The following is a 20,774-nucleotide window of genomic DNA, read 5'->3' as shown; positions in this document are numbered from 1 at the left end:
GCTCTAGCCGGGCAGCGAGCGCGGCAGGCCGAATGCCGGGAAGACGCTGTTCTCGAACCGCGCCAGGGCAGCGATCCGGTCACCGGCGAGGGTGAGGACGTACAACCCGGTGCCGTGCCGCGTGCCCGAAGCCGTGCGCAGGTACGCCCCGAACGCGGGCTGGCCGTTGGCGCGCGCCGGGACGAGGTCGAAGCGGCGGCCGGCCCCGAAGAGGGCCGCGCAGAAGCGGGCCACGACCTCCCGGCCCTCGTATTCGAACGGCAGCGGCGGCATCGAGACGAAGACGTCGCCGGTCAGCAGGTCCACCAGCGCGCCGACGTCCGCGGCCTCCCAAGCGCGCACGAAGTCCGCCACGAGCGCGTTCTCCCCCGGCGAGCCGGTGGCGGGCGCCGGTTCCGCCGGGCGCTGCCGCAGGCCGGCTCGCGCCCGCTTGAGGGCGCTCTTGACCGACTCGACCGTCGTGTCCAGCATCGCGGCCACCTCGCTGGCGGGGAACGCGAGCACGTCGCGCAGAACGAGCACGGCCAGCTGGCGGGGTGGCAGCACTTGCAGCGCCGTCACGAAGGCGAGCGAGACGGATTCCCGTTGCTCGTAACGGGCCTCCGGGCCGAGCGGAACCGGGAACGCCCCCTCCAGCAGGGCGTCGGGAAAGGGTTCGAGCCAGACGGCTTCGCCCAGCCGGGTCGGCTCGGGCGGTTCGACGCCGGGGATGTCCCACGCCTTCGCGGGCCGTCGTCCGGCCGCGCGAAGCTCGCTGAGGCACCGGTTCGTGGCGATCCGGTAGAGCCAGGTGCGGACCGACGCGCGGCCGTCGAAGCCGCCGAGCCCGCGCCACGCGGACAGCAACGTCTCCTGCAGCGCGTCTTCGGCGTCCTGGAACGAGCCGAGCATCCGGTAGCAGTGCAGCCGGAGCTCGCGGCCGTACGGCTCGGTCAGCGCCCGGAACGCCTCGCCGTCCCCCGCCCGCGCCCGGCCGATCAGGTCGGCTTCCACCAGTTCTCTCCCCTCTTCGCGTTCCATCCTGTACTGACGCCACCGTGCGCGCGAAGGGGGCGGCCGCCCCCTTTTCCGAAGCCCCGGCGTCGGAACCGGCATGGGAAAACTCATCATCAGTGAAAACATCACGCTCGACGGAGTCGTCCAGGACCCGACCGGCGAGGGCGCGTCGGGCCGCGGCAGCTGGTTCACGGGCATCGCGGACAAGGACCGCGAAGCGTGGGCCAAGGCCGAGTTCGAGGAGGCGCTGGCCGCCGGAGCCCTGCTCATGGGCCGCCGGACGCACGAGTACTTCCTCGGCCGCGGCTGGGCTTCACGCCCCGGGGAGTGGGCCGATCGCCTGCGTGACCTGCCCAAGTACGTCGTCTCCTCCAGCCCGCTCGAGGGCGACTGGGGCGAGACGACGGTGCTGAAGGGAGACGTCGTCGAGGAGGTGACGACGCTGAAGCGGCGCGTGAAGGGCGAAATCGTCGTGTACGGCAGCGGCCGCCTCGCGCACACCCTGATCGAACACGACCTCGCCGACGAGCTGCGGCTGATGACCTACCCGTTCGTCGTCGGCGCGGGCGACCGGCTCTTTCCCGCGACGAGTGCGGTCAAGGCGCTGCACCTGGTCGGCATGCGCACGGTCGGCGACAGCCTCGCCCTGCTGACCTACCGGATGGCCGAGCCCCGCTGAGCGCAGGTGCCGTCGACAGTTGTCCGAGACAACGATCCACCTCGGCCGAAAGGATGAGACTGCCCTGTCCCTTCGGCCGAAGTGGGCGGCCCGGTCACCGCCCTAGCTTGAGGGACATGGGATACCCACGAGCCGGGGTCGTCGCCGTCGCGGCCGGGGCCGCGGTGGTGGCGGCCGGGGCGAACGTGCTCGCCGCCACCGCGGACCCCGTCGCGCCGGAGGTCTTCAGCGCGACGCCCGCCGAGCCCGGGCACGCGAACGAGGGCAAGTACACCGCCGCCGGCTACCGGCTGCACGTCCACGAGGTGACCGGCGACGGCGCGGGCATGGGCACCAGCGTCGAGCCGCACACCGCGTACTACTCGGAGAACCTGCACGGCGACGGCGCCTGGCGGCCGAAGCTCCTGAAGTTCTCGGTCGGCCGGGACACCGACGGGGCGACCGTGTTCACCTACCCGGTACCCGCCCCGGGCCGGGGCGTCGACTGCGTCGCCTCCGGCACGGAGCAGGCCCCGCGGGTCCGCTGCGAAACCAAGCTCAGTACCCGACCGTGAAGTGCCGGTCGGTCCCGGCGTTCTCGAGCTCGTCCACGACAGCAACCGCGAGATCCTCCGCGGAGATGCGGGACGAGCCGTCGGGCCGCGTGAGCAACGTCGTGGTCCCGCGGCGGTAGGCGCCCGTGCGCGGGCCGGGCTCCAGCAGCGCCGGCGGGCTGAGGTAGACCCAGCCGGCGGCCGGGTGCGCCCGGCAGGCGGCCAGCTGCGCGGCGCTCGCTTCGGCGATCGCCCGGTACTCGGCGGGGACGTACCGCGGGTCGTCGAGCACCCGGCCGGCGCCCGTGCGCAGCGGGGCCGCACCGCCGACGACGAGGAGACGGGTACCCGCCTTCGCGGCCGCGTCGAGCAGGGCCGTCGTCGTCGAGACGACCGTGTGCTCCTGCCCGGGTGCCGGCCGGGCGGCGGCCACGACCGCGTCCGTCCCGGCGAACAGCGTGGCCATCCGGTGCGGGTCGCCCGCGTCGCCTTCGACGGCGACGACCCCGGGGACGTCGGGGCGTCGCGTCCGCACGACGGCGACGAGGTCGTGGCCGCGCCGGGCGGCTTCGGCCAGGACGCGGGAGCCGACCATGCCGGCCGCGCCGACCACGGCGATCTTCACGGGAGCCTGCCTTTCCGGGGGAACGGGGCGGGGAGCTGGCCGGCGACGAGCGCGGCCAGGGCGAGCGCGAACCCGGCGAGCTGGACCGGGCCGAGCGTCTGGTCCAGGACGACCGCGCCGAGCACGGCCGCGACCAGTGGTGAGAGCAGTGCCAGCACGGCCACCGACGCGACCGGCAGCGTCGTGACGCCCCGGAACCACAGCGCGTAGGTGACGAGCCCGCCGACCAGGCCCAGCCACAGGTAACCCAGCACGGCCCGGCCGTCGATCGGCGGCGGTGCCCCTTCGAAGAGGACCGTCACCGGCAGCAGGACCAGGCCGCCCGCGGTGAGCTGCCACCCGGCGAACGCGGTCGCGCCGACGCCTTCGGGCCGTCCCCAGCGCTTCGTCAGCGTCACGCCGAGCGCCATCGTCGCCGCGCCGCCCAGGCCGGCCGCGACGCCGACGCCGTCGAACGCCGCTTCGGGCCCGATCACCACCAGGCCGACGCCCGTCATGCCGACCGCGCCCCACAGCAGCCGCCGGCCGGACAGCCGTTCGCGCAGCACGGCGACCGACAGCACGGCGACGGCGAGCGGTTGCGCGGCGGCCAGGGTCGCGGCCACGCCGCCGGGCAGGCGTTCGGCGGCGACGAACAGCAGCGGCAGGAACAGCCCGATGTTGAGCACCCCGAGCGCGGCGGCCTTCCCCCACCACGCGCCGCGCGGCAGCGTCCGGGTGAGCGCGAGCGCGATCACGCCCGCGGGCAACGCGCGCAGCAGGCCCGCGAACAGCGGGTGGCCCGGCGGGAGGAATTCGGTGGTGACGACGTAGGTCGTCCCCCAGACCGCGGGCGCGAACGCGGTGAGCGCGACGCGCGGCAGGTCCGCGCGGCGGGTCCCCCCGGCGTCCGGCCGCAGGAGTTGGCTTGTCATACCCCGATCCCACCGGAGCCCGATCCATGAGTCCAATACATGTTTGTCACGGCAGCGATCGTGATCCAAGATGAATCGGTGGAACTGCAGCAGCTGCGTTACGTCGTCGCCGTCGCCGAGACGTCCAGCTTCACCCGTGCCGCCGAGCGGTGCCTGGTCGTCCAGTCGGCGCTCAGCCACCAGGTCGCCCGGCTGGAACGCGAGCTCGGGGCGCGGCTGTTCGAACGGACCAGCCGCCGCGTGCGGCTGACCCCCGCCGGCGAAGCGTTCCTGCCGTCGGCGCGCCAGTGCCTGGACGCGGCCGAGCGGGCGGCCGCCGAGGTCGCGGCCGCCGTGGGCGAGGTGCGCGGGCGCCTGGCCGTCGGCCTGATCCCGACGGTCACCGCGGCCGACGTCCCGGCCGCGCTGCGCGAGCTCCACGAACGCTTCCCGCAGGTGCGCATCAGCCTCCGGGTCGGCGCCAGCGACGACCTCATCGAGCAGGTCGCCGACGGCCGCCTCGACGTCGCCTTCCTCGGCCTGCCGACCACGGCGCACCCGCGCGGCGTCGCGGTCCACGAACTGGCGCGCGGCCACCTGGTCGCCGTCGTCGCGCCGGACCACCCGCTGGCCGGCGAAGCGACGGTCAGCCTGCGGCGCCTGGCTTCCGAGGTGTTCGTCGACCTCCCGGCCGGCACCGCCGGGCGCCTGCAGTCCGACCAGGCCTTCGCCGCGGCGGGCCTGGACCGCGACGTCGCCTACGAAGTCACCAGCGCCGACTACATCGCGCGCCTGGTCGGCCCCGGCCTGGGCGTCGCCATGGTGCCCGCCGGGTACGCGCCGCAGCTGACGGGCGTGGTGACGATCGAGATCACCGACGCCCCGGCCCGCGTCGAGTACGTCATCTGGGACCGGGCGAACCCGACACCGGCCGCGAGCGCGTTCGTCGCCCTGCTGGGCATCGACACCCGCCGGGACTGACGCCCTGACTCTCTACTGTGGACAGTGCGGAGCAGGACGAGCTGCTCCACTCGGCGGCGGCCGGCGCCCTGACCGTCCACTGTGGCCTGAAGAGAAATTCGGCGAGGCTTTACCTACTGGCGTTTAATGCTTTGCTGCCCACAGGGCCACCCGGGTGAATTCGAGGCGGTCCCCGGCGGAGCATTGCCAACGCCCGGCCACGGACTAACGTGATGGGCATCGAACTGACAGCGGAACCCCGCCACACCACGATCTTGGTGACTGTGAGGGGGGAACTCGACCTCGCCGGTTACGCGGTCCTGCGGGACGGGCTGCTGAAGATCGCTGCGGACTCGCCGTCCGGGTTGATCGCCGACGTCGACGGCCTGGTCATCGGCGAGGCTTCGCCCGCGATGGTGTTCACGCTCGTCGCCAAGCGTATGGGCGAGTGGCCGGGCATCCCCTTCGCGCTGGTCACCGGGCGACGCGAGCACCTCCGGCTGTTCCACCTGTCCGCCATCGACCGGCACGTCTCGGTCAGCCCCGACGCCGACACGGCCCTGGAGGCGTTGCGCCACCCGTTCCGGTGGCGGGCCGGCCGGACGCTGCCCCGAACCCGCGACGCGACGGAGCTCGCCCGCGAGTTCGTCCGGCGGTGCTGCCACGACTGGGCGATCCCCAAGTCGGTCTACGACGGCACCATCATCGCGGCCGAACTGGTCGGCAACGCGATCCAGCACACGGCCTCGGTCCCCCGGCTCGAACTGGACCTCCGCCGCGGCCTGCTGTCGATCGCGGTCCTCGACGACGACCCGCGGCCCGCCGCGCTCATCGACCGGCCCGGCCCCCGCGGCCCGGGCCTGGGGCTGCGGCTCGTGGCCCACGCGGCGAAGACGTGGGGCAGCAGCCCGCGCTGGTCCGGCGGCAAGGTCGTCTGGGCCGTGCTCGGGGTCGGCCGCATCGGCTGACCGAAGCCGGGCCCGTCGTGTCCGGCTCGGGTGCAAGGGACCGGGCCCGTGCTCGCCCCCGTTTCGGGGCTGCCGTGCCGCACCCGGCCCAGGCCGAGCCGCCGGGTCAGGAGCCGGCGGGGCTCTGGTCGTCCCGGCGGGTGCGGCCGGTCTGGCGGGCCGTCCACTCGCGCTGCCACTGGGCGAGGCGGTGCCGGTCGAGCCCGAAGACCACGCCGCGGTAGCACGCGACGAGCAGCGTCACGAAAGCCGTCCAGAAGGTCGCCGCCGCCAGCGGGGCGCCGATGATCGCCGCGGCCGGGGTCAGCGGGCGCTCCGCGGGCATTCCCGTTTCGTCGAGCCAGATGTCGACCCGGCCGCCCGCGAGTGCGCCCGCTGCCGCGTCCACGTCCCCGACGCGCTGCTGCCCGTCACGCGTCCACCACGTCGCGCGGGTCGGCGCGGAGTCGAAGGGCGTGCCACCCCGGCCGGCCGCGGCCGGCAACGGGCCGTCGGCCAGCAGGACCGCCGTCGCCGGGTAGTGGGTCGCCGCCTGTTCGCGGGCCTTGGCCGCCTGCGCCGAATAGACGCCGATGCCCAGCAGCACCGCCCCCGCGGCCGCCAGGAGCGACAGCAGGATGACGAGTGCCAGGAGCGCCGCCTGCCAGCGGTCGGACGGGCGGGCGAGCGAGCCGCGTCCGGGCAGCAGGCTGTGCCGTAACCGGGTCAACCGCATCCTGGTGTACATCGCCCCTGCCTTTCGGTTCGCTGGAAGACGTGGCCCAGCATCGCCGGGCGGGGCGGGCGATCCGCAGGGGCGAGGGTCCTCGGTTCGCGGGCCGTGCGGCCGTTTCCGCGGCCGGGGTTCCGGTGACTTTGGGCCCTGTCCGCGACGGGCGGAGTGCCCGACGCTGGAGACCCGTCCGCCGAGCGAGAGGCCGCCAGATGCAGACCGTCGACGTCGGTGCGCTGTCCGTCTCGGCCTACCGGGCGGTCGCGCCCCCCTGGATCATCGAGCCGCTGCTCGCCGTCGCGGAGCGGCTTCGCGGCGCCCGCGTGCTCCACCTGAGCGCGACCCCCTACGGTGGCGGGGTTTCCGAGCTGCTGCGGTCGGCCGTCCCGCTCTGCAACGACCTCGGTGTGCGGGCGAGCTGGAAGATCATCAGCGGCGAACCCGCGTTCTTCGCGGTGACCAAGAAGCTCCACAACGCCCTGCAGGGCGGCGCCGAACCGGTCACCGACGCCGACATCCGGCTGTACGAGGAGACTTCGCGCCGCAACGCCGAGCAGCTCTCGGCCGACCCGGACTTCCGGGACTGCGACTTCGTCTTCGTGCACGACCCCCAGCCCGCCGCCGTGCTGTCCTTTGCGGACACCCGCGGCGCGCGGTCGGTGTGGCGCTGCCACGTCGACACCTCGGAGCCGGCCCCTGGGGTGTGGGACTACCTCGGCAAGTTCGTCGAGCGCTACGACGCGACGGTGTTCACGATGGCGGACTTCGTGCCGCCGACGCTGTCCCGCGACCGCGCGGACATCATCTGCCCGGCGATCGACCCGCTCAGTCCCAAGAACATGTCGCTGGACGACCGGACCGCGCACGCCGTGCTCAACTGGATCGGCATCGAACCCGATCGCCCGCTCGTCACCCAGGTGTCGCGCTTCGACCCGTGGAAGGACCCGCTGGGGGTGATCGAGGCGTTCCGCCTGGTCCGGTCCGAGCTGCCCGGCCTGCAGCTGGCCCTGGTCGGCTCGATGGCGCTGGACGACCCGCAGGGCTGGGAGGTCTACCGCCAGATCGGCGAGGCCGGCCGCGACGACCCGGACATCCACGTCTTCACCAACCTCACCGGCGTCGGCAACGTCGAGGTCAACGCCTTCCAGCGGTTTTCTTCGGTGATGATCCAGAAGTCGGTCCGCGAGGGCTTCGGGCTGGTGGTCTCGGAAGCGCTGTGGAAGGGCACGCCGATCGTCGCGGGCCGGGCCGGCGGGATCCCGCTGCAGGTCGCCGACGGCGCCGGCGGCCTGCTCGTCGACTCGGCCGAGGACTGCGCGCAGGCCTTGCTGGGGCTCCTCCGCGACCCGGGCCGGTCGGCGGCCACCGGCGCCTCGGGCCGCGAGCGCGTCCGGCGGCACTTCCTCCTGCCCCGGCTCCTGCTCGACGAACTGACCCTGCTGGACGGCCTCGCCCACGACGACCCGCCGGGTGCGCTGATGACGCGGTCCGCCCACCGGGACCCGGTCTGCGGGCTGACGGTCCCGCCGGACGGCGCGCCGACGGCGTCCGGGCACGGGCGGACCCACGTCTTCTGCTCCGAGCGGTGCCGCACCGCGTTCCTGGCCGGAGAAGCGTCATGACAACCCGGCAGTGGCACGGTGGCGAGCTGCGCTGGAACGACGAAACCGAGGACTGGACCGTCCTGGCACCGGGGCGGCGGGGGCGTCCGCACGGGGTCGCGCGGGCCGCCTGCCCGTTCTGCCCGGGTTCCTCGCAGGACACCCCGCCGGAGACCTGGCGGCTCCCCGGCGGCGGGCCGGCCTGGCGCGTCCGCGCGGTCCCCAACCGCTACGCGCTGTCCGACAAGCACGAGATCGTCATCGAATCACCCCGCCACGACTGGGACCTGGCGACCGGCACCGAGGCCGAGGTCGCGGACGTCCTCACCGCCTGGCAGCACCGGCACCGCGCGCTGCGAACGTCCGCCGCGCAGGTCGTCGTGTTCCGCAACCACGGCGCCGCGGCCGGGATCTCGCTGGCGCACCCGCATTCGCAGGTGGCCGGGCTGCCGGTGCTGTCGGCCGGGACCCGCCGTGAGCTGGAGACGGCGCGGGCCCACCACGCCGGTCATCGGCGGCGGCTGGCGGACGAGCAGCTCGAAGCGGCGCTGAGCGACGGGAGGCGGATCGTCTTCGCGGACGACCACGTGGTCGCCTACGCGCCGTTCGCGCAGGTCGCCGCGTACGAGGTCCGGATCGTCCCGCACCACGCCCGGCCCGACTTCGCGGCCGCCACGACCGAGGAGATCCGGGCGACCGCCGGCTGCGTGCGCACCGTCTTGGCCGCGCTGCGCGCCGAACTCGGCGACCCGGCGTACAACGTCGTCGTCCGGACCGCGCCCCGGAGCTACGAGACCGCGCCGTTCCTCGCGTGGTCGCTGCAGGTGGTCCCCCGCCTGGAAATCCCCGCCGGGCTCGAGCTGGCGACGGGCGTCCCGGTGACGACGGTGGCCCCGGAGCACGCCGCGGCGCGCCTGCGCACCGCGGTCGGGACGGCGCAGGCGCGGTAGCGGTCAGCTCCCGGCGGTCGCCGGCTCGGGCACGATCCGGAACACCGGGAAGTCCGCGGCGATCCGGCCGAACTCCTCGAGCGGAGCGTGCCGGTCGACCGGGATGTGGGGCCGGGCTCCGGGAGCCACGGCGAGGTACCGGCGCAGCACCGGCGGACGTTCACCGGGCGGCACCGCTTCGAGCCGCACGGGTTCGGCGCGGCCGTGCCGCAGCACCGCGTGACCACCGGCGGCGTGGACGTTGCGCACCCACTGGGTCCGGTCACCGAGCATCGCCACGAGGTAGCGCTCCCCGGCGAGGTCGGCGACGACGAGCGGCACCTTGACCAGCCGCCCGGAGGTGCGGCCGGGGACCTCCAGCGTCACGCCGCGGTGCGGCAGCGCGCCGGCCCCGTACGCGACCGCGTCACCGCGGTTCATCAGCCGGGCCACGCCGTGGGGCCGGGCGCCGCGGTACTGCCGGCGGGACCACCGGTGCACCGGGCCGCCGGACGGCGCCGAGCCGCCGCGGGGCGATTCGGCGTCCCGGCGGACGGTGCGCAGGGCCGCTCGCATCACGACCCGCACGAACGGCCGCACCAGCGTCCAGTAGCGGGCGAACCGCTGCGCCGACGCGGGATCGGCGGTGGCGGTGCGCGCCTCGTACGTGACGAGCGTGTGCGACCGGCCGTACGGCCGCAGCGAGATCGCGGCGGCGATCCGGCCCCAGCCCGGCTCGGTGAACCGGGCGAAGGCCTCCGGGGTCATCTCCCGCACGTCGTACCACTCGATGTCGGGCTGCCAGAACCGGCCGACGGCGCCCAGGACCACCTCGCGGCCCGGGGTCTCGCCCAGGCGCAGCCAGCCGGGGAGCCCGGGGCCGGCGCCGAAGGGCACCAGCCGGGGTGGCGGCTCGTCCGCGCCGGTTCCCCTGGCCCGCCGGGCCAGCGTGGCCGGCACGTGCCGCGCGTAGATCGCCAGCCCGGTCAACGGCGAGCGAACCCGCAGCAGGTCCAGCTCACGCACGGCCCGCCAGGTCGCCTCGACGCCGGCGCCGACGACGACGTGCTCGATCAGCGTCACGTCGTACCGGGGCAGGAACCGGTCGATCAGCAGGTCTTCGGTGACCGCTTGCCCGGTGAGGACGGAATCGGTCATGACCGATCCTTTCGTTCGGAGGGAACACTTTCCGGTCGGTGCCGCCGCAACGCCGCGCGGGCCAGGGTGACCAGCCCGGTGAGCAGGCCGAGCACGGACCCCGCGACGGCGGCGGCCAGGACGACCCGGGCCACCGTGGCCCAGCCGGACGGCGAAGGGCCGAAGTCGAGCGGGAAGACTTGCCAGAGGCGGACCAGCGCGGCCAGGCCGGCGCAGGTCGTCACGACGCCGTCGAGGGCGACCAGCCACTCGGGGTCGTGCCAGAGGTGGACGAACGCGGTGACCAGACCGGCCACCAGGGCGAGGTCGACGAGCCCGACCACGGAGGAGAACCCGGCGGTGAGGAACGGCACGGCCGCCCAGCCGGGCCGGCCGTTGATCAGGGCGAGCAGGACGCCGTTGACCACGACCCCGGCGAAGTACCCGGCGAGCCGGGTCCTGGCGCGTGGTCGGCGGGGTTTCGCTTCGGTCGTCATCGTGACCTCCGTTCGCCCGATCGTCGCGCCACCGCCGGACCCGGCGGCAGGGTCCTGGGTCCCCCGGCGCAGAGCCGAAAGGCCGCTCCTCAGCGGGGTTCGCGGGCCGGCAGGGCGAGCTCGGCCGCCAGGCCGCCGGCCAGGACGTCCAGGTCCGGGCACCGGTCACGGTCGGCCAGCAGCGAAATCGTCAGCGCGCCGGCGTAGGACAGCGCTTCGAACACGACCGTCAGGTTCCCGTTTTCGCCGACACCGAGCGGGATCGCCGCCCGGACCGGCACGCCCCCGAACGCGACCCGCCCGGCCGGGCCCCGCACGTGACTGACGAGCGTGTGCATCCGCCGCTGGTGGTTCAGGTACCGGCGGTACCCGCCGAGCGCGGCCAGGGTCCGGAACGCCGGGCCCAGCACCGCGATCGGCGGCGGTCCCGTCGCGGCCGTCTTCGTGGCGCGGACGCGGGCCGCGACCCGGGCCAGCCGGTCCGGCACGGGACCGGTGGCCGGGACGGCGACGAGCATCGGGCTGACCGCGTTGCCGAGCGCGGTGCCCGCCTCCGCGGACCGGCCGGACACCGGCACGGCGATCGCGAACGTCTCGACGGTTTCGCCGCGGGCCAGAAGCAGCCGGTGCAGGGCACCGGCCACGGCGACCAGGACCGCGTCGTTGACCGAAGCCCCGTGCCGGTGCGCGCCCGCCCGCAGGGCCGCGAGCTCGGTGGTGACGACCGCCGCCAGCCGGTGCGCTCCGGTGGGCCCGAGCAGCGAGCACGGCGCGGCCCGCGCCGGGTGCAGGCCGCCGCTCGCCGCGGTCGACGCACGCAGCGCCCGCACGGCGGGGCCGATCCGGCGCACCGCCCGCAGCCGGCCGGCCAGGGCGTCCCGGACGAGGGCCCCGGTCCCGGGCCACGGGAGCGGGAACGGCACGGCCGGCACGTCGGGACCGCCGTCGACCAGCCGGGCCAGCACGGCGAGGCCGCCGACTCCGTCCGCGAGCACGTGGTCGAGCACGATCACCAGGGCGGTTTCCCCGCCGGCCAGCCCGGTGACGAAGGTCGCCGACCACCGCGGGGCGGTCCGGGGCAGCGGGTCGGAGACCAGCGCCAGCGCGGTGTCGAGCGCCGCCTGCCGATCCCCCGGCGGCAGGCACACCGCGGCCCGGACGTGGCGGCGGACGTCGAAGCCGGGGTCGTCGGCCCAGATCGGGCCGCCCGCCCCCGGCGCTACCGGGACCAGGCGCCGGCGCAGGCGCGGGACCGCCGGGACCCGCTCGGCGATCAGCTGCCGGACGCGGGCCAGGTCGAGACCGGGGGCCCGGCCCAGCAGCAGGAGCACGCCGAACTGCACCGGCCGGTCGCTCGTGCCCATGGCGAGGAACGCGCGGTCGGTGGGACTCGCGCGGTCGACGACCGGAGCGCCGCTCGTCCGCGTCATCGGTCCGGCCGGAGGACCTCTTCGACGGCCCGGCGTGGCGCGGGCGGGACCGTTTCGGCGGCGTAGCCGATGCGCAGGAGCACCTGGGGGAAGCCGGTGAGCCCGAGGTCCTCGCACAGGGCCGACCGGACCGGCTCGAGGTGCAGCGGCTGGGTGAGCACCGCGCCCGCCAGGCCGAGGGCGACCGTCGCCAGCCAGGCCCGTTCCATCGCGTAGCCGGCCCGGACGTGGTCCGGGCGGCCGTCGTCAGCGGTGACGAAGAGCATGAGCGTCTCGTCGGCGAGCCGGCGTTCGAGTTCGGCCTGTTCCGGCACCTCGGTCGCGCGGCGGACGAGGCCCGCCCACGGCATCGACCCCGCGGGGATGCGGCTGGCGGCGAGGCCCACGCCGTGGTGGTGGGAGCTCTCGTCCCGGATCGTCCAGAGGGAAAGTTCCCGCTGGTACCCGCTGTCCCGCCGGAAGGTCTCGGCGGCGGCGTGCAGCAGGCGCGCGATGACGGCCACCTCACGGCCCGGCCGGACCGGGCGTGCCTCGACGCCCGGTGCACTGCCCGCCGCGACGATGGCGCGCACCACCTGCGGCGGCACCGCCACCGCTTCGAACGGCGCGCGGTGGCTGGCCCGGTGGGTGATCGCGCCGAAGCGGCGCAGTTCCTCGGTGCCCGGTGCCGCCGCGGCACCGACGGCGATCCGCGCGACGACGTCGGGCTGTCCGGCATCGGGCGGGAACGTCACCTCCGCCGACCGGCCGAGCGCGCGGACCGCGAGTTCGAGGTTGGCCGCCGCGGCCCCGCAGGAAGCGGCGCGGTCGCGTCCGTGCGGGTCGTGGTGCGGGAGGACCGGTTCGGGGCGTTCGCGCACGACGAGGGCTTCCGGCGACACCTCCAGCAGCCACGGCTGGGTGTTGTGCACCGACGGCGCCCGCGTCATCGAGCGGACCAGCACCTGGGTTTCGGCGGGCGTCCAGGCCGGGGTATCCACAGTGGACACTTTGCTCACCTGGCCCTGGACAGCACGGGTGCCCGGCGGTGGTGCCGCAGGAGACCGGCGAGGTCGCCGTGGCCGGCACGCAGGTCCGGCGGCACGGGTTCGCCGCGGGCGCCGCCCGCGGAACGGATCGCGGCGACGAAGCCGCGGACCCGGGCCGGCGGCGGGACGAGCCCGGCGCACAGGTAGGCGAGCACCAGCAGGTCCTCCCCGGAATGGGTTTCCACGGCGAACGCCCAGCCGTGGCGCTCGTCCCACAGCAGCGCCAGGTCGCGGCCGGGGTACCGGGGCAGCCGCAGGTCCAGCGCGACGTAGGCCGAAGCGGGGACGTCGAGGTCCGCGGTGCAGGACTCCTCCCCCACGCCGACCGCGGCGCTCACCGCGGCCAGGTAGCCGGTCAGCCCGCCGCGCAGGCCGTGGTCACGGTCGATACCGGTCAGCAGGGGAATCACCTTCCATCGCGTCGGGGCGTGGACCGGCCACATCGGACCGGTTCCCGCCGAGCTTCGACCGTACGTTCGCCGAACGCCCGCCGGATGGCGTCCTTCGGCCTCGGTGGCGAGGACTTTCGTCACTCCGGCCGGCCACTGTTCCGAGCGCGGCCACGGGCGGCACGGGAGTGCGCCGCGCCGCCCGCCGTCCGGCGGTCAGTTCGTCGTGACCGGGATTTCGACCTGGCCGCCCGCTTCGGCTTTCGCCAGCGGGACCGTCACTTCGAGGATGGCGATCGGCATCGTCATGAGGCGTTCCTCCCCGGTCTTGATCAGCCGCAGGAACGCCTGCTCGAGGTCGGCCGCCCCGGTCCGCGCGCGCAGCGTGTCCGGGGTGCCTCTGGCGAGCACGTGACTGGAGATCAGCAGCGTCACGCCGGTCTCCGCCAGGTCGTGGAACAACCGCCAGAGCTCGTCGCGCAGCCGCGGGTCGGAGCCGACCGTCGGCTCGTCCAGCACCAGCAGGTCCGGTGTGCCCAGCAGGGCCTCGGTCACGGTCAGGTCGGCGTAGATCGCCGGTTCCCGGGTCGCGTAGCCGATCCGGTGGCGCAGGTCGGGGCTGCCCGCCGGGCGGCCCAGCACGTGCACCCGGCCGGACTCGACGATCTGCACCCCGGCGATCGAGCGCATCAGCGTGCTCTTGCCGCAGCCGTTCGGCCCGAGCAGACCGGTCACCGTGCCGCGCCGCACGGTGAACCCGATGTCGCGCAGCACCTCCTGGCCGCCCCGGCGGACCCGCAGGCCCGCGACCTCGATCGCCGCTTCGTCCACGACGCGCTCCTCCGCTCTCGACGACTCCATCGTGGGCGGCCGCCCGGTGCGGGACAGGTGCCCCGAGTCCCCGGCCTCGGTGACTTTCGTCCCCGGTGCCCGTCCGGCGTCCGGGCCGATCCTCGGGGCATGACCGGACCCTGGGCCGCCGTGCACGAAACCCACATCGGCGCCGTGTTCCTCGTGGGGGACCTCGCCTACAAGCTGAAGAAGCCGGTCGACCTCGGCTTCCTCGACTTCTCGGCGCGCGAGACGCGCGAGCGGGTCTGCCACCGGGAGGTGGCGCTGAACCGGCGGCTCGCGCCTGACGTCTACCTCGGCGTCGCCGACGTCACCGGTCCCGACGGCGGGGTGTGCGACCACCTCGTCGTGATGCGCCGGATGCCCGAGGCCCGGCGACTGTCCACTTTGGTCAGATCAGGGGCGCCACTGCGCACCGCCGTCCGGCAGCTGGCCCGGCAGCTCGCCGCCTTCCACGCCCGGGCCGCGCGCGGGCCGGGGATCAGCGCCGGCGAAACCCGCGACGCCGTGCGCGGCCGGTGGCGCGACAGCTTCGCCCAGGTCCGGCCGTTCCACGGCGAGGTGCTCGACCCGGCCGTGGCCGTCGAGATCGAGGCGCTCGCCGAGGACTTCCTCTCCGGCCGGAAGCCGTTGTTCGACCGCCGGATCGCCGAAGGGCACGTCGTCGACGGGCACGGCGACCTGCTCGCCGACGACGTCTTCTGCCTCGACGACGGCCCGCGCGTGCTGGACTGCCTGGAGTTCGACGACCAGCTCCGGCACGTCGACGTGCTCGACGACGTCGCCTTCCTGGCGATGGACCTCGAGCGGCTCGGCGCGCCCGGACCGGCGGACCAGCTGCTGCGCGACTACCGCGAGTTCACCGGCGATCCCGCTCCCCCGGCCCTGGTGCACCACTACGTGGCCTACCGCGCGTTCGTCCGGGTCAAGGTCGCCTGCCTGCGCCACACCCAGGGCGACCCCGGCGCCGCGGACCTGGCCCGCGAGTACGCCGGCCTGGCGCTGCGGCACCTCCGGCTGGGCGCGGTCCGCCTCGTCCTGGTCGGCGGGGGACCGGGCACGGGCAAGTCGACGATCGCCGGCGGGCTGGCCGACCGGCTGGGCGCCACCCTCCTGCAGTCGGACCGGCTGCGGAAGGAACTGGCCGGGCTCGAGCCGGTCCCCCGGCCCGCCGAGGCCTACCGCGAAGGGCTCTACGACACCGCCCACACGGACGCGACCTACGCGGAGCTCGCGCGCCGCACCGGTGAGCTGCTGGCCCTCGGCGAGACCGTGGTGCTGGACGCGTCGTGGACCGCGGCCCGGCACCGCGCGCTCGCCGCCGCAGCGGCCGAGACGGCGAGCAGCCCGCTGCTCGCCGTCCACTGCCACGCACCGGAAGCGACGGCGGCCGAGCGGCTCACCACGCGGACGGCGGCCCTGTCCGACGCCACGCCGGAGATCGCGCACCGGATGGCCGCGGACGCCGATCCGTGGCCCGAGGCGCACCTCCTGCCGACGACCGGCACGCCGGCCGAATCGATCGCGCGGGCGATCGCGGTGCTGGCGCCCGAGCACCGAAAGTCCCCGGCCCAGAGGCATTCCGGCCCTGCCGACGGGCGCGAACGCGGTGCGAGTCTCGACCCGGAAGCCACACCCGACCCCGAGGCAGGCCGATGATGGACCGAGGATTCCCGGACGACTTCACCGTCAAGACCGCGGTCGCCATGGCCGTCCGCGCGCCGTCGGTGCACAACTCCCAGCCCTGGTACTGGCGGATCGGCCACAGCTCGCTGCACCTCTACGCCGACCAGGACCGGCTGCTGCACGAAACCGACCCGGACGGCCGGGACCTGGTCCTCAGCTGCGGCGCCGCGCTGCACCACCTCCGGATCGGCCTGGCCGCGCTCGGCTGGGCCGCCGAGGTGCACCGGCTGCCGAACCCGGACGACCCCGGCCACCTCGCGGCGATCACGCTGCACCAGCACGACCCGTCGCAGGACGAGGTCGCGATGGCGGCGGCGATCCCGCGCCGGCGGACCGACCGGCGCCGGCACAGCTCGTGGGCCGTGCCGCGCGGGCACGTCGAAGCACTGGCGAGGGCCGCCGCGCTCGAGGGCACCGTGCTGCAGGTCGCCGAGAACGCGGCGCGCTACCACCTGGCCACGGCGATCGAAGAGGCGTCGCGACGCCACGCCGACGACCCCGCCTACCGCACCGAGCTGGCCGCGTGGAGCGGCCGCCACGTCTCCCCCGACGGCGTCCCGGCCCGCAACACGCCGGCGCCGGACGACACCCCGGGCGCGCTGCGGGGCCGCCCGTTCGCCGACCCGCTCCTCGCCCAGCCTCCCGGCGCGAAGGCCGAAGACGACGAGACCGTCCTGCTGGTGCTGAGCACCGCGTCCGACGACCGGATGTCGCGGCTGCGGGCCGGCGAAGCGACGAGCGCGGTGCTGCTGACGGCGAACGCCTTCGGCCTCTCGTCCTGCCCCCTGACCGAGCCGCTCGAGCTGCCCGACGTCCGCGAAACCGTGACCGAGCGGGTCACCGGCGGGTCGTTCCCGCAGATGGTGCTGCGCATCGGCTGGGCCCCCGCGAACGCCGACCCGCTGCCCGCGACCCCCCGGCGCGACCTCGCCGACGTGCTGCAGCCGCTCGAAGCGCCCCCGAAGCACTTCCAAGCCCACTAGGAAAGGAGCCGTCATGCCGTACTGGCACTACCCCGGAACCATGGGCTGGGTCGGCGGCATCGGCATGCTCGTGCTGATGGCGCTGGTCCTCGCCGCCCTCGTCAGCCTCGCCGTCGTTCTGGCGCGGCGGGCTCCGCAGCCGCCGAGCCCGGCCGACACCGCCCGGCGGATCCTCGACGAGCGGTTCGCCCGCGGCGAGATCGACCAGGCAGAGTACGAAAGCCGCCGCGACGCCCTCGCGAGGACGAGATGACCGGACGCGGGCGCGCTGCCCTCGTGGCGCTCGTGTGCGGGCTCGCGGTCGCCGGGTGCGGGAGCGACCAAGGTGCGTCGCCCGCCCCCGGCACGACCAGCACGCTGCCCGCGGCATCGGTAGCCCCGGCGCCCGCGACCACCGCGACGTCGGCGCCCGGCCCGGCCACGACCACGAAACCGGCGCCGCCCGCCGCGACCACCACCGCGCCACCGGCGCCGCCGTCCTGTCCCGAAACGGCGGGCTGGCGCACGGACGCACGCACGTCGGACCCGATGAGCCGCGACGCGCTCTACCTCGTCCGGGCCGGCCGGCACGCCTGCTTCGACCGGGTGGTCTTCGACGTCAACGGCCCGGCCGCGGCCGGCTACGCCGTCCGGTACGTCACCGTGGTGACCTCGGACCCGAAGGGCGGCCCGCTGCCGGTTCCCGGCGGCGCCGCGCTCGAGATCGTCGTGCGCGCGCCCGCCCTCGGCACGGACGAGTCCGGGCACCAGCCGGGCCGGGTCCTCGCCGCGGTCGGCGACACCCTCGTCAGCACGCCGGGCTGGCCGTCGCTGAAGGCCGTGCGCTTCGCGGGCTCGTTCGAAGGGCTGAGCACGTTCGCCGCAGGTGTCCGCGCGAAGCTGCCGTTCCGCGTCTTCACCCAGCTCGGGCCCCAGGACCAGGTCCGCCGGGTGGTCGTCGACATCGCCCACTGAGAGGACGTCATGGACCGGCTCAGCCCGCTCGACGCGGCCTTCCTCGAAATCGAAGACGAAGACCCCGGTACTTCACTGGCCATCGCCTCGCTGGCCATCGCCGAAGGGCCGGCACCGGGGCAGGACGACTTCGAGACGGCCGTGCTGGCCCGGCTGGCCGGGATCCCGCGCTACCGCCAGAAGGTGCGCACGGTCCCGTTCGACCTCGGGCCCCCGGCCTGGGTGGACGACCCGGCGTTCGACGCCCCCGCGCACTTCGGCCGGGTCGCGCTTCCGGCGCCGCACGACGAACCGGCCCTCACCGACCTGGTCGCCCTGCTGATGGGCGAACGGCTGGAGCGGGACCGGCCGCTGTGGGAGTTCTGGGTGATCGAGGGCCTGCCGGAGGGGCGCTGGGCGATCCTGGCGAAGGTGCACCACGCGCTGGCCGACGGGCTCGCGGCGACCCGGCTGCAGACGATCCTGTTCGGGGACGCCCCGGCGGACGCCGCTTCCAGCCTGGCGGCACCCGATCCCGGCGCCGCCAAGCTGCTGCTGGAGGCGGCCGGGGCGCTGCTGCGCAGCCCGTGGGACCAGGCGCGGCTGCTGGCTCGCGAGGTGCTGCACCCGAACCGGCTGGCCCGGCGCGTCAGCGAGGCCGCGCGCGGCCTCGCGGCGATGACGACGGCGTTGCTGCCGGCGTCGCCGACCCCGCTGACCGGACGGCTCGGGCACGACCGGCACTACGCGACGGCCTCGGTGGCCCTGGCCGACGTCAAGACCGTGGCCCGCGCTTTCGACGTCACGGTGAACGACGTCCTGCTGGCGGCCGTCACCGGTGGCTTCCGCGAGCTGCTGCTGCACCGGGGTGAGACGCCCGCCGCCGACAGCGTGCGGTCCCTGGTCCCGGTGTCCGTGCGGACCGGCACCACCCTCGACAACGAGGTCTCGCTCCTGCTGCCGCTGCTCCCGGTCGACCTGGCCGACCCGGCCCAGCGGCTGGTCCGGGTCCACGACCGGCTGCGCACCCTGAAGGCGGGCGACGAAGCCGCCGCCGGCGCGCTGCTCACCGCGGCCGCGGCCCGCGAGCCGTTCGCGCCCGTAGCGTGGGCGATCCGGGCGGCCTCGCACCTGCCGCAGCGCAACATCGTCACGGTGACGACCAACGTCCGCGGCCCGGCCGAACCGCTGTCGGCCCTGGGCCGCCGGATCGTCGAAATCTACCCGTACGTCCCGATCGCGCTGCGGGTGCGCATCGGCGTGGCGATGCTCAGCTACGCCGGCCGGGTGACGTTCGGGATCACTTCCGACGCGGAGGCGATCCCGGAGACGGATCTGCTCGCGAAGGCGATCGAGGGCGAAGTCCGGGCGCTGCGGGCCGCGGCCCGCTGAGCATCGCTACGCCTCGGGCTCCCCGGCCCGGCTGACCGCGGCGAACTCCGCGGCCAGCGCGTCGACCAGGGCCCCGGGGTCCGGGATCAGCTTGCGGTCGGTGCCGAACCCGAACCGCACCTCGCCCGCGTAGCTGAAGACGCAGATGGTGATCGCCTGGCGGCCGCTGCACGGCGCCCAGCCGACGATGCCCGCCACCTCCGCGCCGGCCAGCGTCATCGGCGTCCGGGGGCCGGGGACGTTCGTGAGCACCCCGACGGCCTTGCCGGCGAAGAACCGGCTCACCGGCAAGCCCAGCGCCGCCGGGCTCCGCGCGATCGCGTACTGCACGCCGAAGGTCAGCACGGGTTCGAAGGAGTCGCGGATCCGCGCGACCCGCCGGTGCACCTCGGCCAGGCGCCCGGCGAACGTCCGGCGACCGAGCGGGAGCTGGGCCAGCACCAGCGAGAAGTGGTTGCCGAGGGTCGAGGGGAGCTCGTCGTCGAAGGAGGAGAGGCTCACCGGGATGAGCCAGCCGAGGTCGGACGGTCCGGGGCGGGCGGTGCCGTGCGCGGCGAAGTAGCGGTCGAGCGCCCCCGTGACCAGGGCGGTGCAGACGTCGTTGATCGTCGTGCCGGTCTCGTGGGCGATCCGGCCGAGCGTGAGCAGCGGGACCGGCTCGCCCCAGGCGGCGGTCTTCTCGACGCCCGGTTCGCCGTCCCACAGCCCGGTGGCGGTCGAGGGACCCAGCAGGTCGCCGGTGCCGGTGGCGCTGTGCCAGAGCGTCGTCACCGCGCCCGCGACGGTGTCGACCGCGCGGCGCGGGCCGCCGCTCAGGGCCGAAGACACGAACCCGGCAGCGGCGCCGGTGACGCCCACCGCCGCGGTCGCGCCGAGCACGGGCAGGGCCACCGCGGACTCCAGGACCGGGTGCACCCCGGCCGCGCGTTGCTGCGCCTTCGCGCCGGCGTCGGCGAGGGCCCGCAGGGCCGCCGCGCCGAGCCGGACCACCGGCTGCGCCACGGGTTCCCGGTGCGGGGCGGCACCGCCGACCTTCGCGTGCAGCGCCGTGCCGGCGCTGGCGTCGGCGGGGTCCAGGAGGCTGAACAGCACCTGCGTCAGCCGGATCCCGTCGGCCATCGCGTGGTGCGTCCGGCACACCAGCGCGCTGCCGCCGCGGTAGCCCCGCAGCAGCTCGATGGTCCACAGTGGACGCTTCGGGTCGAGCGGCTCGCCGCGGCGGGCGGCGACGTACTCCTCGAGCGCCGCCTGGTCGCCGGGCGCCGGGAGGTCCCGCACGACGACGTGGTCGTCGAGGTCGAAGCCGGGATCGGTCTCCCAGGCCAGGCTGCGGCCGTGCGGAACGGCGCGCTGGAAGTACACCGGATAGCGCGCGAGCAGCCGGTCGGAGACGAGCGACCGCAGCCGGGCCGGGTCCACCGGGGTCCGCGTCCACAGCACGGACGTGACGACCATGAGGTTCTCCGGCCGGTCCAGGTGCAGCCACAGGCTGTCCTGCGCCGGGATGCGCCGGTGGGGCCCGACGAGCTTCCGAGTGTTCGACACCCGTTC

General features: G+C 75.2%; 21 protein-coding genes and 1 pseudogene. 11 read left to right on the top strand and 11 right to left on the bottom strand.

Going from position 1 to position 20,774, the window contains the following annotated elements:
* Positions 1 to 3 precede the first annotated feature (3 nt).
* Positions 4 to 1,020: a sigma-70 family RNA polymerase sigma factor gene (locus ACYVLJ_RS20885; protein ID WP_460439922.1), complete on the bottom strand. Its 1,017-nt coding sequence runs from the start codon at positions 1,018 to 1,020 to the stop codon at positions 4 to 6.
* Positions 1,021 to 1,093: 73 nt separating this feature from the next.
* Between ACYVLJ_RS20885 and ACYVLJ_RS20880 the strand changes: the two genes are divergently transcribed.
* The gene (locus ACYVLJ_RS20880; RefSeq protein WP_460439921.1) at positions 1,094 to 1,675 is read left to right on the top strand and encodes a dihydrofolate reductase family protein; all 582 of its coding nucleotides are present in this window, start codon (positions 1,094 to 1,096) and stop codon (positions 1,673 to 1,675) included.
* A 116-nt stretch (positions 1,676 to 1,791) separates the two neighbouring features.
* On the top strand, positions 1,792 to 2,229 hold the full coding sequence (locus ACYVLJ_RS20875; protein ID WP_451980740.1) for a hypothetical protein: 438 nt from the start codon (positions 1,792 to 1,794) through the stop codon (positions 2,227 to 2,229).
* Here ACYVLJ_RS20875 and ACYVLJ_RS20870 read toward each other — a convergent pair.
* Positions 2,213 to 2,833, bottom strand: coding sequence for an NAD(P)-dependent oxidoreductase (locus tag ACYVLJ_RS20870; protein WP_460439920.1), 621 nt, complete (start codon positions 2,831 to 2,833; stop codon positions 2,213 to 2,215). The two genes, ACYVLJ_RS20875 and ACYVLJ_RS20870, sit on opposite strands and share 17 nt — an antisense overlap.
* Positions 2,830 to 3,747: an EamA/DMT transporter family protein gene (locus tag ACYVLJ_RS20865; RefSeq protein WP_460439919.1), complete on the bottom strand. Its 918-nt coding sequence runs from the start codon at positions 3,745 to 3,747 to the stop codon at positions 2,830 to 2,832. Before ACYVLJ_RS20865 ends, ACYVLJ_RS20870 begins: the two co-directional genes overlap by 4 nt.
* Positions 3,748 to 3,825: 78 nt before the next feature.
* On the opposite strand from ACYVLJ_RS20865, the gene ACYVLJ_RS20860 reads away from it, so the two are divergent.
* A complete protein-coding gene (locus ACYVLJ_RS20860; protein WP_460439918.1) occupies positions 3,826 to 4,707 on the top strand; it encodes a LysR family transcriptional regulator in 882 nt (293 codons plus the stop codon).
* A gap of 263 nt (positions 4,708 to 4,970) precedes the next feature.
* Positions 4,971 to 5,654 (top strand): ATP-binding protein, encoded by a 684-nt coding sequence (locus ACYVLJ_RS20855; RefSeq protein ID WP_460439917.1) that lies wholly within the window; start codon positions 4,971 to 4,973, stop codon positions 5,652 to 5,654.
* A 106-nt stretch (positions 5,655 to 5,760) separates the two neighbouring features.
* Here the strand turns inward: ACYVLJ_RS20855 and ACYVLJ_RS20850 are convergent, their stop codons facing one another.
* Positions 5,761 to 6,381, bottom strand: a complete 621-nt coding sequence (locus tag ACYVLJ_RS20850) for an Rv1733c family protein (protein WP_460439916.1) — start codon at positions 6,379 to 6,381, stop codon at positions 5,761 to 5,763.
* A 197-nt stretch (positions 6,382 to 6,578) separates the two neighbouring features.
* On the opposite strand from ACYVLJ_RS20850, the gene ACYVLJ_RS20845 reads away from it, so the two are divergent.
* Positions 6,579 to 7,988 carry a glycosyltransferase gene (locus tag ACYVLJ_RS20845; RefSeq protein WP_460439915.1) on the top strand — a complete coding sequence of 470 codons (1,410 nt, stop codon included), beginning with the start codon at positions 6,579 to 6,581 and terminating at the stop codon, positions 7,986 to 7,988.
* Positions 7,985 to 8,917, top strand: coding sequence for a galactose-1-phosphate uridylyltransferase (locus ACYVLJ_RS20840; RefSeq protein ID WP_460439914.1), 933 nt, complete (start codon positions 7,985 to 7,987; stop codon positions 8,915 to 8,917). The genes ACYVLJ_RS20845 and ACYVLJ_RS20840 overlap by 4 nt, the downstream gene beginning before the upstream one ends.
* 3 nt (positions 8,918 to 8,920) lie before the next feature.
* Here the strand turns inward: ACYVLJ_RS20840 and ACYVLJ_RS20835 are convergent, their stop codons facing one another.
* The 6 genes and pseudogenes from ACYVLJ_RS20835 to ACYVLJ_RS20810 all read right to left on the bottom strand — a co-directional run.
* Positions 8,921 to 10,054, bottom strand: coding sequence for a hypothetical protein (locus ACYVLJ_RS20835; protein WP_460439913.1), 1,134 nt, complete (start codon positions 10,052 to 10,054; stop codon positions 8,921 to 8,923).
* Positions 10,051 to 10,530, bottom strand: coding sequence for a hypothetical protein (locus ACYVLJ_RS20830; RefSeq protein ID WP_460439912.1), 480 nt, complete (start codon positions 10,528 to 10,530; stop codon positions 10,051 to 10,053). Before ACYVLJ_RS20830 ends, ACYVLJ_RS20835 begins: the two co-directional genes overlap by 4 nt.
* An 89-nt stretch (positions 10,531 to 10,619) precedes the next feature.
* Positions 10,620 to 11,960 carry a WS/DGAT/MGAT family O-acyltransferase gene (locus tag ACYVLJ_RS20825; protein ID WP_460439911.1) on the bottom strand — a complete coding sequence of 447 codons (1,341 nt, stop codon included), beginning with the start codon at positions 11,958 to 11,960 and terminating at the stop codon, positions 10,620 to 10,622.
* Positions 11,957 to 12,949: a nitroreductase family protein gene (locus ACYVLJ_RS20820; protein ID WP_460439910.1), complete on the bottom strand. Its 993-nt coding sequence runs from the start codon at positions 12,947 to 12,949 to the stop codon at positions 11,957 to 11,959. The genes ACYVLJ_RS20825 and ACYVLJ_RS20820 overlap by 4 nt, the downstream gene beginning before the upstream one ends.
* A 5-nt stretch (positions 12,950 to 12,954) precedes the next feature.
* On the bottom strand, positions 12,955 to 13,398 hold the full coding sequence (locus ACYVLJ_RS20815; protein WP_460439909.1) for a DUF6292 family protein: 444 nt from the start codon (positions 13,396 to 13,398) through the stop codon (positions 12,955 to 12,957).
* Positions 13,399 to 13,695: 297 nt separating this feature from the next.
* A pseudogene (locus ACYVLJ_RS20810) lies at positions 13,696 to 14,208 on the bottom strand (ABC transporter ATP-binding protein); the annotation flags it as partial.
* A gap of 129 nt (positions 14,209 to 14,337) precedes the next feature.
* Here ACYVLJ_RS20810 and ACYVLJ_RS20805 point away from each other — a divergent pair.
* Genes ACYVLJ_RS20805 through ACYVLJ_RS20785 form a run of 5 tightly spaced genes read left to right on the top strand, consistent with a single transcriptional unit; the run spans position 14,338 to position 19,223 of the window.
* Positions 14,338 to 15,888 (top strand): bifunctional aminoglycoside phosphotransferase/ATP-binding protein, encoded by a 1,551-nt coding sequence (locus ACYVLJ_RS20805; protein ID WP_460439908.1) that lies wholly within the window; start codon positions 14,338 to 14,340, stop codon positions 15,886 to 15,888.
* The gene (locus ACYVLJ_RS20800; protein ID WP_460439907.1) at positions 15,888 to 16,898 is read left to right on the top strand and encodes a nitroreductase family protein; all 1,011 of its coding nucleotides are present in this window, start codon (positions 15,888 to 15,890) and stop codon (positions 16,896 to 16,898) included. The genes ACYVLJ_RS20805 and ACYVLJ_RS20800 overlap by 1 nt, the downstream gene beginning before the upstream one ends.
* Positions 16,899 to 16,911: 13 nt before the next feature.
* Positions 16,912 to 17,151, top strand: coding sequence for an SHOCT domain-containing protein (locus ACYVLJ_RS20795; RefSeq protein WP_460439906.1), 240 nt, complete (start codon positions 16,912 to 16,914; stop codon positions 17,149 to 17,151).
* Positions 17,148 to 17,852 carry an AMIN-like domain-containing (lipo)protein gene (locus ACYVLJ_RS20790; RefSeq protein ID WP_460439905.1) on the top strand — a complete coding sequence of 235 codons (705 nt, stop codon included), beginning with the start codon at positions 17,148 to 17,150 and terminating at the stop codon, positions 17,850 to 17,852. Before ACYVLJ_RS20795 ends, ACYVLJ_RS20790 begins: the two co-directional genes overlap by 4 nt.
* A gap of 9 nt (positions 17,853 to 17,861) precedes the next feature.
* Positions 17,862 to 19,223, top strand: a complete 1,362-nt coding sequence (locus ACYVLJ_RS20785; protein ID WP_460439904.1) for a WS/DGAT/MGAT family O-acyltransferase — start codon at positions 17,862 to 17,864, stop codon at positions 19,221 to 19,223.
* Between the two features lie 6 nt (positions 19,224 to 19,229).
* Here ACYVLJ_RS20785 and ACYVLJ_RS20780 read toward each other — a convergent pair whose 3' ends face one another.
* Positions 19,230 to 20,768, bottom strand: coding sequence for a WS/DGAT/MGAT family O-acyltransferase (locus ACYVLJ_RS20780; RefSeq protein ID WP_460439903.1), 1,539 nt, complete (start codon positions 20,766 to 20,768; stop codon positions 19,230 to 19,232).
* Between the last annotated feature and the right edge of the window lie 6 nt (positions 20,769 to 20,774).

It is taken from the genome of Amycolatopsis stemonae, assembly GCF_054781455.1.
This window is presented reverse-complemented; position numbering and strand designations above follow the sequence as displayed.